The organism is Coleofasciculus sp. E1-EBD-02, assembly GCF_040218245.1.
Classification (GTDB): domain Bacteria; phylum Cyanobacteriota; class Cyanobacteriia; order Cyanobacteriales; family Coleofasciculaceae; genus Coleofasciculus.
In genome coordinates this window covers 1-13,445 of the sequence record NZ_JAVJQN010000215.1, presented here as the reverse complement: position 1 = coordinate 13,445, position 13,445 = coordinate 1, and the positions used below count along the sequence as shown (strand labels likewise).

The following is a 13,445-nucleotide window of genomic DNA, read 5'->3' as shown; positions in this document are numbered from 1 at the left end:
TCATCATCGACAGTGTTGGTGTCACCCGTATCGATATTGGTTTCATCATCGACAGTGTTGGTGTCACCCGTATCGATATTGGTTTCATCATCGACAGTGTTGGTGTCACCCGTATCGATATTGGTTTCATCATCGACAGTGTTGGTGTCACCCGTATCGATATTGGTTTCATCATCGACAGTCGTGGTGTCACCTGTATCGATCGCAGTATCATCATCAACAACGGTGTCGAGTTCCTCATCGGAAATCTGGCGCAGACCAACTAAACCAGGGAAGCAGCGACTGCTAGGACCAACCATCTTGTAGCCTTGGCGACCTAAAGCTACACCGCGACTGCGGCGAGTGGCGACAAGATAACGATTACCGCCACGCTCTGTATAGTTCACTCTTACTCGCCCTTGAGCAGCACTGGTGCTGGTGAAACGGATAGAGTTGGAGATTTCGTACTGACTTTCCGCCGTGCTGGAAGTATTAGAGAAAGCAATCAGGTTAGTATTCGCCGAGCTAGCACCTGCTGCGACTGTAGTACTTGCTGATGCTGTAGCAGAGGCGGTAGCTGAAGCTGAAGCAGTCGATGAAACTTGGGATTGTCCCGAACCATCTCCGGTGAAAACGATGAGGGTGTCACCACTGCGGAAATTAATTTCGTTGTTATTCTCAATCGAAATGGTGCTGCCGCCGAATGTGATGTTACTAACATTCAGTGTGGCACTGTCACAAATCACACACACCAAATCGAGGTCACTTTCATCACTAAAATCATCATATACAAAGCCGCCTTCACCCTCCATACCGTCGTCATCATCAACATCTCCGTCGAAATCTGTATCGACTTCATTGATATCGCTGACCCCAGCAAAAGCACGAAAACTTACGCTCCTAGCTTCACCTTCGACTTTAGCGCCTTCTTGCTCGAACTTGAACTTGGTTTTGTCACTATCGCCAGTGCTAGTGAAGGCGAGTCCATTGGCACTAAATACTGAAGCAAAACCAGAGATTTCTCCCTCGTCTTTCCCTTTTATCTCGAAGCGGTCTAAATCAGCGTCAGCATCTATACCTGACCCTTCAATCTTGATCTCATCAAAATCTGAGAGAGTTGCATCGACAATACCGCCTTCACCTTTAATCTTAAATTTGAACTCTTGAGTTGTGCCGGAAGAGCCAACCGTCTGAATCTCAAATTTCTGGTTCGCGTTACCAACAAAGCTAATTTCGTCAGTAGTGCTATCAAATACGTAGTTACCCGCCTCTAAATCCTGCCCTTCAAACTTAAACTTAATCCGCCGAACCAGAGTACTTTGATCAGAATCTGGGGGCATGCTACTGCCACCTCCCCGGAACTCTAAAGTTGGTGGCAGGTCAATCAGACCACTGTCTAGACCTGCTTCAAAGTCACCAACTTGCAGTTCTCCATCAGCAGCCACAAAACCACTTGTAGAAACGGTAACATCTTCAAGACCGGGCAAAAACACTGGTGGCGCATCACCAACCATCTCAGGTGAAATCAGCGAACCAGTCACGTTCAGGCTTTCAGTAAACGAATCGAGGGTAAAGTTTAACAGCGTATCCCGTCCTGAAAAGGTCACCAAACCACCATTTTGGGTAAAGGCAATACCTGAGAGTCTACCTTGAAGCACACCGGTGTCACCTGCATTCGGCATACCATCGCCGTTATCTGTGAAACTGGCAGCATTGGGTACAAATTGAGAATTCGTAGTGACACCATTGGGACTTTCGATGCGGAGTTGCTGAACAGTCGCGTCAAACAAGGTAACATTCCCGTTGGCATCTGTAGTTGGCACAAAAAATGCCGCTTCACCTTTGACATTACCCCCGGTGACTTCAATTTGCGCTTCAGCTGCCGGGGACAGTAAAACAGCCAAGCCACCAACTAGACCTAAACCAACAATGTAGCGAAGTGATTTAACAATCATTTTAAGACTCCATCCGTGAATGAACTAAATGAACTGAGGTATTTTCCTGGCTTCGATATTCAACCTCCACTATTAGGCTTGTCTTGATTTAATCCTGACCAGAGTCAGTTCACGAAGTAGTAGAGGTTAGAAGAGGGGAAAAAGTACCCCAAGACTGCTTTGCCAGGTCAGTGTATCTGTCGATTACACAATGCAGGTTACTGGTTATTTTTTCAGCCTTTCCTTCTCAAGACGCCTCCAAATTAGTGCAGTTCCCCCACAGGCGCATCTTTACAGAAGCTTTATACACAACCTAGAATCCAGACTTGGCATACCCTTTAGATGCATGTCAACTTGGTAGGTTGGGTTGAGGAACGTAGGCGAAGCCTTCTCGGAGAGTAACCCAACTGATCGGGTTAGCTTTGATAGTGTGGGCTTTCACGCTCCATGCTCTCTACCGTTTAGCATCAACTATCCGAGTTTTCTGTAATCAGTTGTGGAACCAGGAGTCAGTCTTTTCCAGCGAGACGTATCAAACTTGAAATCCCACTGTCCTAAATCACTGACTCCTAACTCTTGACCCGAATGTCCTTTCCTACCTAGAAGGTAAACGTTGTGCGAATTGCACCAATCGTGATTGTGTCGTTGTCGTCGTTATGCAAGGGATTAAAAATCACAATCACTCCCGGTGTGATACTTATATTATCTGCTACTTGCCAACGATAGAACGCTTCGACATGGGTGGTCGTGTCCGGTTGACCACCATCATCATCTAGGTTGCCTCCTTCATTAATCAAGCCAGGAAAATTTCTACCCATACCTTGGCTGTCTGTAACATTACTGTCCGTGATTTTAGGAGGCTGACCCACATAAATACCCCCCATATTACCTTCACCAAATAAGTCAGGAAAATTCAGGAACGCCATCCAGTTAAACGTCTGCACATCTCCTGAACCGCTTTCAAAATCTGAATCGGTATAACCTGCCCATCCTCCAAAGGTAATACGAGGCGTAACTCGCCATTCTAAACCAGCACCGAAGGCATTGGTGTTAATTGGTGCTCTGAGATTATCGTCAAATAAATCAATCACTACCAGATCATCCCCAACACCAGTGCCTAATCGACCAAAAGGAGAATAGGCATTAATGTACTGGAAGGAAACATCGATATTATCGGTGGGTGAGACAACTAACTGTGCGCCTGCAGAGGTTTCTCCACTATCTCCGCCAAAGATACCCCCATTATCTGTATCTCCTGGTGTGCTAGCTGAGTAGACACCTTGCAAACTCAGGCGAGTCGCAATTTGCCAGTCAAAACCAATACCACCACTGCCATTGCCTACATTAATAACTGGGTTACGTTGGGCGAAGCGAGACAGAGGACCCGAACCTGCACTTTCAATGCGATTGACTCCCCGAAAGACATTAACTGGATTAACGCCTTCAGGTCCAACAATCACAGCCAAATTCCTGCCGATTAACTGACGATAGTTGAGGTCAGTAATCTCTAAGTCATTATCATTGTCTCCTTCATAGCCCAAACTTACATAGTTACCCAAGGCAAATCTAGTTGCAGCCGTAGTTGTGCTACCGTTACCCGCCTGGAAACTCGTTAGTAAAAGACTGCGAGGACTCAATTGGGTAAACAAGCTCAACTGCACGTTGTTAATTAACGTGACATTGGTGTCTTGATCCGTAAATTGGTTATTTTCTAAGATAAAGTCATTATCCTCGCTGCGCCCCTGAACCCCAAAAATTGCTTGCCCAAACAGTTTCGTTGTTGTCGAAAACTGATTATCCTCCAAAAGGGCGGTTCGACCTTCTAGATTATCCACCCGTGCCCCTAGGGTTGCGATTTCTGCCTCAAACTCCAGTACCAACCGCTGCAGAGTCTCTAAATCTCCGGTGGGAAACTCGGAACGCCCTGCAATTAATCGCTCAATTTGCTGCATACAAGCATTCAACCCAGCAGCAAATTCATACCGAGTCATCGCCCGATTCCCCCGAAACGTGCCATCTGGATATCCGGCAATACAACCATACCGTTCCACCAGACTCCGTAGTGCTTCATACGCCCAGTCTCCGGGAGAAACATCTCTCAATTGAGACACACTGGTCACTTGACCCATCGGGTCAGATTCCTCTACCGCTTCTAGGGGATCAACGAACAGCGGATCAGGATCAGGTACAGTGGGATCACTGCTGTCTTCCATTTCTGGTAAGGCTTGGGCTAAGTCTTGAACTTGGGTTTCCACAAAGGTGTCTTCGGACTCGATTAGGGAATCCATTGATGTGATCATTCCGACTTCACTGGTGGCGGATACCGCTAGTTCAGTGGTGATCTCTGCTTCAGTTACTGGCGTAGCTGTCTCAACCGGAGAATTCAGCCGTCCCGTTTCAGTTGACAGAAACAGTCCTGGGTCTACTCCTGACGTTTCAGTCAGCCGAGCCAAATCTGTCGGCTGTTGCTCTGAAGATTCAACAGGCGTTGCTTGCGCGGCAGAGAAGCTGGTCACCCAGCAACCTAAGGTAGCAAATATCAAGGCTGAAGACGCTGTTTTTCCCAAACGTCCATAAGTCGTCATGGTTTTATAACTCCTCAAAAAAACCACACTCGCCCTCGATTCTAGCCATAAATAAGAGACAACTGTCAATTAGCTCTTTTTTCCTTAATCAAAGCTAAGTTTCCTTTTGAAGAAAGAGAAAAGGGTACGGGGAACAGGAAACGGGGAACAGGAAACAGAAACAAGGAATTGAGGACTTTGACAATTCTTAACCTAGCTAACAAAATTTATGTTCAGGTAATTAAGAGCGGGTTTTACCGATCGCGTTCCCTCGATGTCCGATAACTTGACTGGCGAGAGTTTTTCTAGAGGAACAGGACTATCTGAGGTACAGTCTCTAAGCAAGATCCCCGACTTCTTGAAGAAGTCGGGGATCTGTCTGTGTACCTCACTTACTTGAAATATCTATACAAAGACAGAGAGTCCAGAATTTCCTTAACCCATTCTTAAACCGAAAGAATCCAACCCAAGTCCCCTCAACTGGCACTCCTGTCCCTTCCCGCCTTGAAGTACAGGGTTTCTCGGCGGTTTCCCGATAGACTATCGATGAAAAACAATTATTAACTTAAGTAGGGTTGAGTTGCCGATTTGCTCAGGATTTCTAATCTAACGATCCCCGATCCCGGGGAAATTGTCATAATTACCTGTCATTTCGTAAACTTATGCCAACCAAATCTCAGGAATAACGCTAAGATCGAATTCATTTAGTTGAGGAATGCAAGGAATGGGTGAAGCAAAACGTCGTAAAACTGCACTTGGAGACAAGTACGGTCAAGAGGCGAGACTCTTCCCCTGGCTCCCAATTAGTAAAAGTCAGGGTGAGCAGTTCGTCAAACTGACGACTAAGGGCGCTTGGATTGGCATCGGCTTACTCGTAGTCTGGTGGCTAACCGTGCGCTTTGTTGGACCGACATTCGGTTGGTGGCAAATCAATTAGCCAATTCCCACCGATGGACTAGGCGGCAATGGTATCCGATTTAGTCTCGCCATTGTGACTGCTGATACAAATCATTAGTAATTTGTATCGGATAACTTGAGGATTGCCCCCAATGACTTGAGCTACCTAGAGAGCAACTCGTCTGAAGTGGGCTAGAATCGTGGAGCCAGATCATCAAGCTAGAATTGCTCAAATCCCTAACTCTGTTAGTCAATTTGAGGAATCAGCCGAAGACAAGGCTTGCTCATATTTTGCACTGACCCCTCCCAAAATAGAGTCTTAAATCCTTAAGTAAAGTATAAAATCTAATATTCGTAGGAAAGGTGTTTGGAGGATTAACGTGTTCATAAGACTTGCAGAGCAACATCGTCAATTTGTACGAGATTTAGTCATGAATCTTCAGGCTTTGGCGATCGTGCTAGAAAACCGAGGCTACTTGGCATCATGCTATACCTGCGGCAATCAAATGAATAGTGCCTCATTCATGGTTAGTCTGGGCGATAGTCACCTGATTCGTTTTTTGGTCTCCGATTACGGGATCACTTGGACGGAAATGCGCGACGATCGCGAACTGATGAAACTAGAAGGCGCTGAAGCAATTAGCCAACTTCAGGACTTAGCGGATCTGGTCAAATACCAAATTCAACCGTCTGCTGAGGTTCGTTATACTTCTCCAGCGCGATCGCCAATTCACTCTGAGCGCGAATCGATTGAAGTGATTGGTTAAAAGTCCGAGTGTTTGGAACATCACCGTTTCCTTGTCTTAAGGCAAGACTTCAGGTAACGCGAGGCGAGAGGTTAATGAGATGGTGAAAATTAAGCCCTCTTGCCTCTGGCGTTTACCGATGCCAAGTTGAAATACTATACCTCAATCTTCGGCAAAAATGTAACGATGTAATTCACTCTTGTCAGGTTCTGGACTGGTTTGAGCAAACTGTACCGCGTCATTGAGAACCTCTTGAATGCGTTTGTCGATCGCCTTGAGTTCTTCTTCGTCGGCGAGATTTTGCTCAGTCAGGTAGGTGACTAGCCTTTTAATCGGATCGCGAATTAGCCAAAAATCCTTCTCTTCTGAAGTCCGCAGTTCATCCGGATCAGCCAGTGAGTGACCTCGGAAGCGATAGGTAAGGGCTTCAATTAAGGTCGGACCTTCACCCGCCCGCGCCCGGGCGACGGCTTCTTGGGCGACGGAGTGTACTGCCAGAACATCCATCCCATCCACTTCAATTCCCGGCATGCCAAAAACACTGGCTTTTTTGTAAATTTCTGGCTGGGAGGTTGCTCGTTCGTGCGCCATGCCAATTGCCCATTTGTTATTTTCCACAACATAAATAATCGGCAATTTCCATAAGGCTGCCATGTTTAAGCATTCAAAAAACTGACCGTTATTGCAGGCACCATCGCCAAAAAAGCAGGCGGTCACCTGATCAGCATTCGGATCACCCAAAGCGTCACGGTGATATTTTGACGTAAATGCCGCTCCTGTAGCAACGGGAATCCCCTCCGCGACAAAGGCAAACCCCCCCAAAAGATGATGGGGTTCTGAAAATATATGCATCGAACCCCCGCGTCCTTTAGAGCATCCAGTGGCTTTGCCAAATAACTCCGCCATCACCTCTCGTGCGGGAACACCTGCGCTCAAAGCATGGACATGATCGCGATAGGTGCTGCATACGTAATCATAATCCCGGCGCATTGCCCGAATCACCCCCGTGGACACGGCTTCTTGACCGTTATAGAGGTGGACAAAGCCAAACATCTTGCCCCGGTAATACATCTCAGCGCACTTGTCCTCAAACAAGCGCCCTAAAACCATATCTTCGTAAAGCAGTAATCCTTCGTCTCTGGTGATTTGACCGTCTTGAACTTGAAACTTGGGTAACGTCCGTTCCTGAACCATGGCGAATCGAGTATCCTTGCAGCAATACTATACTGGTATTTTGTTCTCAAAACTATTTTTCAGCTAGTAGACTGTCAAAGCTACTTTGACGGGTTACTTTTATCTCCCCCTCTCCGCGTCTCCCCCTCTCCGCGTCCCCGCGTCAGTCTCAACCCGTCAATTTAAGGTTGACAGACCACTAGGATAGGCGAGTCTTGGTAGAATGACTACTACATTGGGGATTCTATGAGTTAACATACATGAATTCAGTTGTTGCAGCGCTGGGGAAGTGAAACGTGCGAATTCCGCTCGATTACTACCGAATATTAGGATTGCCAATCCAGGCGACACCAGAACAGCTTCAAGTCGCCTATCGCGATCGCACTCTCCAACTTCCGCGTCGGGAATATTCGGAAGTGGCGATCGCGTCTCGCAAGGAGTTGCTGGATGAGGCGTATGCGGTTCTCTCTGACCCGGAACAGCGCTCAACTTATGATGCCAGCTTTCTGGAGAAAACCTACAACCCAGAATCTAGCCCTTCTTTACCCCTGGAATCAACGGCGACGGATGAAACAACAGCTACGGAGGCGATTGATCCCAATAACCCCAGCCTAGACATCAGCAAGGAACAATTTGTGGGCGCGTTGCTGATTCTGCAAGAACTTGGGGAATATGAACTCGTCTTGCAGTTGGGACAGCCGTATTTGCATAGTCGTGACAGCATCAGTTTGGATAAAGGTCACTTAGGTGACCCGCAACTGGTGCGACCCGATATTTTCCTGACCTTGGCGCTGGCGTGTTTGGAACTGGGGCGGGAACAATGGCAGCAAGGTCGGTACGAAAATGCCGCTTTGTCCCTAGAAACGGGTCAAGAATTACTCCTGAGTGAAGGCTTATTTCCTACGGTGCGGGGCGAAATTCAAGCGGATCTCTATAAGTTGCGTCCCTACCGGATTCTGGAATTGCTGGCATTACCCGATGAACAGATTGCCGAACGGCGTAAGGGTTTACAACTGTTGCAAGATATGCTACAGGAGCGCCAAGGGATTGACGGCAGTGGGGATGACCAGTCGGGGCTGAGTATTGATGACTTTTTGCGGTTTATTCAGCAGCTACGGGGTTACTTAACGGCGGCTCAACAACAAACCCTGTTTGAAGCAGAAGCCCGCCGCCCTTCAGCCGTCGCCACCTATCTGGCGGTTTATGCCTTGATTGCGAGAGGATTTGCCCAGCGCCAACCGGCTTTAATTGCCCGGGCGAAACAAATGCTAATGCGTTTGGGGCGGCGTCAGGATGTGCATTTAGAACAAGCCGTCTGTGCGCTGTTATTGGGTCAAACGGAAGAAGCTAGTCATGCGTTGGAACTGAGTCATGAATACGAACCCTTAGCCTTTATTCGGGAACAGTCTCAAGGCGCTCCAGATTTGTTACCGGGATTATGTCTGTATGGAGAACGCTGGCTGCAAAATTCCGTATTTCCCCATTTCCGCGACTTGGCAGAACAAACCGCCTCGTTGAAAGACTATTTTGCCGATGAGCAGGTACAAGCCTATTTAGAGCAGCTTCCGGAATCGACGCCAACGGCTAATAATGAATGGTCAGTGACGGCTCAGAAGAAAGCTTACACGACAACAGGCGCATCCGCAGGTCGGAGTAATGGTCATTCGAGCGATCGCGAACCAGCAGTTGTGGGTTCATATAGCAGCAGAGAGCGCGATCGGGCAGCTCAGACGGCGAGTTGGGCAGGGGGGAGCGATCGCACCTCGGTATCTGGTGTCTCAACGTTACCCGCAAGCCAACGGGTTACTTCAGCAACGAGTCGGGTGGCAGAACCTACAACTCAAGCCATTAATTCTTCTGGGGATTCACCCACAAACACGGCTGTCAAATCACCAGACTCAGGGCGTCAACCAAAAACCCGATCACAAGCAGATGCGGCTGGTCGAGTTCGGACGACACCGACATCGGTTACTGGCTCCTCTGAACCCGGGCATCTGGATCAGTCAGCTCCAGGACGCCTGCAACGACTACCGGAACGCCGCAAGGGGGCTAAAAACCGACGCTCTATCTTGCTGGTTATTGCTGGAGTCGTGGGTATCGGATTAATCGGGTGGTTGTTAATCGCTTGGATACAAAACCTCCGCCACAGTTCCTCGGCGCCAGCATTAGAGGGTGAACAGCCCATGGTGGAACTGGCTCAACCTCCGATTCCGATTCCTGAAGCCGATAGTCAGTTAATCGCACCCGGAGGTCCGCTGACCCAAGATACCGCCCAGCAAGTGATTCAAACCTGGCTTTCGACGAAATCGCAAGTGTTCGGACCCGATTATCAAATTGATCGATTGGATCAAATTCTAGTTGATCCAGTTTTGTCGGTTTGGCAGCGGCGGGCGCAAACGAATCAGCAACGGAACATTTATGCCCAGTATAATCACCAGGTTAAAGTAACATCCGTGCAAACGAATCCGGCTAATCCTGAGCAAGCGAGGGTAGAAGCAGCGGTTAAAGAAGAAGCCCGTTTCTATCAAAATGGTGAGATTAATCAGGCACTTTCATACGATGATAATTTGCGGGTTCAGTATGAGTTGGTGCGTCAGGAGGGTCAATGGTTTATTAAGGATATGGCGGTCAGGTAGGTCATTGATCAGGGAACAGGGAACAGGGAACAGGGATAGGTACTTCATAAAAATCCTCCTGTAGAGACGTTGCATGCAACGTCTCTACAGCTATGATTAGAAACTAAACGTCGTGCGAATTGTGCCGACCCAAATGTCATCATTCCCATCATCGTGATTGGGATTTAAAATTACATAAGCTCCCGGTGTAATTAGGATATTATCGGTAATCGGATATTTGTACTGCGCCTCGATTAAATAAGAGGTATCATCATCCTCATCACCACCATCAACATCCGTTAGTTTGGGTGGCATTCCTCCAGCCACTGAAAAAATAGCACCCTCTTTCCCTAAGTCCAGGAAAGATACACTTGCCATCCACGTCCATAGGTCAGCATCATCTCCTTCTCTGCCACCCGCTTCAGCTTCTGCATCAATGTAACCACCCCAACCCACTAGGTTTATTGTCGGCGTAACTCGCCAGTTTCCTTGGATGCCAAAGCGCAAGGCGGAAGTCGCAATTTCGCCAAAGGGTTCTTTTGCCCGTGGACTCCCCGTACTACCAGAAAGGTTGACATCTTCACCGGGATAGTAAGAATAGCCAAAAGCAAAGCCTAAATCTAATGTGTCTCCTAAGGCTAGATTTAACTGAGAAATAGCAGTAAAATCACCATTGAATACTCCATCCTTATCGGCTGGACTCTCACTTTCACCCGTCACATACGCCACATCTAAACTCAGGGAATCACTGAATATAATATTAGCGCCTACGCCTTGTTCAGCATTATTCCGGAAGACCAAAGGATTGCGGCGATAAAAGCGATTTAATGCTCCTGTGCCGCTACTTTCTAGATAGGGATTATGTACATTAGCTATTTCATTAAAATCAAAGTCATTAGCACCAATGGCAATCATGATTTTATCGCCTAATGGAAATTCATAGATCAAGTCATCGATGACGATATCGTTATCTGTTGCCGCGCCAAATCCCAAACGAGCCATTTCTGTGCCAGTCGCCTCATCGAATTCGGGAATATTGCCTGCTTGTAAGCGAACTCTCAGCCGGTCTTCTCCCATGAAACTGGTGTCAAAGTTTAAACGAGTCCGGTGACTAAATGTGAGGTGATCACCAAACTCATCAACGTTACCATCACCATCAGCGTCTTCACCATCAATCCTTAAGTCTTCATCACTAAATGCACCACCCAAGTTAAAAATCACTTCCCCTTTCAGTTTGGTGGTAGTAGAGAACTGATTGTCTTCTAAGAACGCCACGCGCCCTTCCAGGTTATCTACCCGTGCGCCTAAGGTTGCCAATTCCGCTTCAAATTCCTGAATTAACCGCCGCAGGGTTTCTAACTCAGTTTCATCAAAATCACCCGTGCCAATCAAACGTTCAATTTGGTTTAAACAGGCATTTAAACCCGCCGCAAACTCGTAACGAGTTAGGGCGCGATTACCCCGATAGGTGCCATCTGGATACCCAGCAATACAACCGTAGCGTTCTACTAAACTTCGCAGCGCTTCATACGCCCAATCCCCCGGAGACACATCTCGCAGTTGACCGACACTGGTTACTTGGTCGAGGGATTCGACTCCATTTTCACCACTGTAGCGTTGGATTTGTTCTAAGAGTTCCCGATTAGAATCAGCAGTAGTATCGGTCGGACTTAAGGCTGGACTAACATCGGAAGCGATTTGAATAGAATCAATTTCTACTGACGTTTCAGATAACTGGTGATTAAGTTCTACTGTAGATTCGCGAGTGCTTGCTGTTGGGTTAGGAATCTCTGCATCAGCATTGTTAGCAACAAATAGGGAGAGTCCAAGTAGGGCGGAACTGAGTTGCAGTGTTTTCCACACGAGCGTTGATTTCATTTATCCACGTTCCTCACACCGAAATAACGGTTAACGGGAAAACTATACAACACCATTGTAGCTATTAACAATAATTAAGTAGGGTGGGCAATGCCCACCAGCCTTAATTCAGTACCATTCCACCTACAATGCTTATTAGTTTATTTTTATCTAAAACTGGCGTTAGCGCTAATCATAATTATGCTTCATCATCAGAAGTTTTTTTCTCAAACCCTAGCCAGAATAGCAAAGCATCTTCGACTTGTCCTAACTGCTCTGAGTTTAATTCACCCAGTTTTCTCAGTAGCTTAACATGAGGAATTGTGATAATGCTCTAGACATCAAAGACTCCTGGTTTTAGGAATCTGGCTTTGATATTTACCTCAAAACGGGAACCTCTTGGACTTGTAGTGTGAGGTACTAGAGTAACTAGCGCACGATCTTGGTTGAGAGTAGGTATACTGACTACTAAGCATGGTCTAACTTTTGCCACATAGCCCAGATCGACAAGCCAGACTTCGCCACGATCAGGACTACTCATAATCGGCTTCTTGTTGGTCTAGTGTCAAGAATAACTCTTCAGCATTGAATACAAAATCTTCATCTGTCAATGGTGGAAAGTCAAAATGGACAAGCCGCTTCAAGATTTCTACGGCAATCTCAAGCTGTTCTGAATCAGGCAACTGATCAAAGGTCTGAAGAATCTTTTTAGTTGATGCAGTCATGAGCTTTAATCCAGCATATATAGCGCTACGCGCCAGGGAATAGGCAATAGGCAATGGGCAATAGTGAAGACAGAAGCTTAGCTGACAAGGGATTGAACGATTTGAATTTTTCTTGATATGTCCTAACCTTAGTGCGTAGTGCTATATTTAGACCTTAGCATAGGCAATGACGCAAGCTATCCGCCTAACACTGGACAACTGTGGATAACACAACCATTCCAGTTATGGATAGCCAGTCTCAGCAAACGCTACGTTATCAGGGTCATGGAATCTATAAGTGCTTGCCAGCTTATAGTCTAAAAGCCGTTTAGGTTTAAACAGGTGATTTAGGTATAGCCCAGTGACCTAGGCACAACAAGCCTTAATAACATTGACGAGGCACAATTTACCCTGGAAACAGGAGTTTTCGTATTATGCGAGTTTTCGTAATCAACCAAAACAAGGAACCACTCTCTCCTTGCCACCCCGCCAAAGCCAGAAAGCTACTTTCTTGTGGTAAGGCAGCCGTGTGGAAGCGATACCCTTTTACCATCATTATGAAACAGGAGGTGAAAAATCCTGTGAACAGAGAACATCGATTGAAAATTGACCCCGGTTCAAAAGTAACTGGACTAGCCATCTTAGAAGGAAGTCGAGTTTTATTTGGGGCTGAGTTAACCCACCGAGGGCCCGCAATAAAGGCAACTCTAGAAAGTCGTCGTGCTATTCGCCGGGGACGCCGAAACCGAAAGACTCGATACCGCAAGCCTCGATTCAACCGCAAACGTCCCATCGGTTGGTTGGCTCCTAGTGCAAGAAGGCAGAAATAACTGAACAGCTAATATCTCCCCCAGCTCCCTCAGCTTCCCCAGCTCCCCCAGCTTCATCGTATTTACGAAGCTGCTCAAGTATTTCCGCAGCGCTGCACTAGTCTCCAACATCGGGTAGACACTACTCTAACTTGGGTAAATCGGTT

7 protein-coding genes and 3 pseudogenes are annotated in these 13,445 nt (G+C 47.1%); 4 read left to right on the top strand and 6 right to left on the bottom strand.

The features are described 5' to 3' along the window. Both RIC07_RS33325 and RIC07_RS33320 read right to left on the bottom strand, forming a co-directional pair. A pseudogene (locus RIC07_RS33325) lies at positions 1–1,883 on the bottom strand (hypothetical protein); the annotation flags it as partial. 629 nt (positions 1,884–2,512) lie between these two features. Continuing rightward, positions 2,513–4,498 (bottom strand): iron uptake porin, encoded by a 1,986-nt coding sequence (locus RIC07_RS33320; RefSeq protein ID WP_446398266.1) that lies wholly within the window; start codon positions 4,496–4,498, stop codon positions 2,513–2,515. A gap of 703 nt (positions 4,499–5,201) precedes the next feature. Here RIC07_RS33320 and RIC07_RS33315 point away from each other — a divergent pair. Then, entirely contained in the window at positions 5,202–5,414 is a 213-nt protein-coding gene (locus tag RIC07_RS33315; RefSeq protein WP_006102710.1) for a DUF2839 domain-containing protein, read from the top strand. A gap of 340 nt (positions 5,415–5,754) precedes the next feature. After that, complete coding sequence (locus RIC07_RS33310) at positions 5,755–6,141, top strand: DUF1815 family protein (RefSeq protein WP_446379388.1); 387 nt, start codon at positions 5,755–5,757, stop codon at positions 6,139–6,141. Between the two features lie 141 nt (positions 6,142–6,282). Here the strand turns inward: RIC07_RS33310 and pdhA are convergent, their stop codons facing one another. Then, on the bottom strand, positions 6,283–7,314 hold the full coding sequence (pdhA, locus tag RIC07_RS33305; protein WP_446379390.1) for a pyruvate dehydrogenase (acetyl-transferring) E1 component subunit alpha: 1,032 nt from the start codon (positions 7,312–7,314) through the stop codon (positions 6,283–6,285). Positions 7,315–7,589: 275 nt separating this feature from the next. On the opposite strand from pdhA, the gene RIC07_RS33300 reads away from it, so the two are divergent. After that, positions 7,590–9,929, top strand: a complete 2,340-nt coding sequence (locus tag RIC07_RS33300; RefSeq protein ID WP_446398265.1) for an IMS domain-containing protein — start codon at positions 7,590–7,592, stop codon at positions 9,927–9,929. A gap of 96 nt (positions 9,930–10,025) precedes the next feature. Here RIC07_RS33300 and RIC07_RS33295 read toward each other — a convergent pair whose 3' ends face one another. The 3 genes and pseudogenes from RIC07_RS33295 to RIC07_RS33285 all read right to left on the bottom strand — a co-directional run bounded on the left by RIC07_RS33295 (position 10,026) and on the right by RIC07_RS33285 (position 12,490). Continuing rightward, on the bottom strand, positions 10,026–11,786 hold the full coding sequence (locus RIC07_RS33295; RefSeq protein WP_446398264.1) for an iron uptake porin: 1,761 nt from the start codon (positions 11,784–11,786) through the stop codon (positions 10,026–10,028). A 178-nt stretch (positions 11,787–11,964) separates the two neighbouring features. After that, positions 11,965–12,306, bottom strand: a pseudogene (locus RIC07_RS33290) (type II toxin-antitoxin system PemK/MazF family toxin). Beyond that, positions 12,299–12,490 carry a hypothetical protein gene (locus RIC07_RS33285; RefSeq protein ID WP_446379400.1) on the bottom strand — a complete coding sequence of 64 codons (192 nt, stop codon included), beginning with the start codon at positions 12,488–12,490 and terminating at the stop codon, positions 12,299–12,301. Before RIC07_RS33285 ends, RIC07_RS33290 begins: the two are co-directional and overlap by 8 nt. A 413-nt stretch (positions 12,491–12,903) precedes the next feature. Here RIC07_RS33285 and RIC07_RS33280 point away from each other — a divergent pair. After that, positions 12,904–13,281 (top strand): annotated as a pseudogene (locus RIC07_RS33280) (RRXRR domain-containing protein); the annotation flags it as partial. Positions 13,282–13,445: the final 164 nt, after the last annotated feature.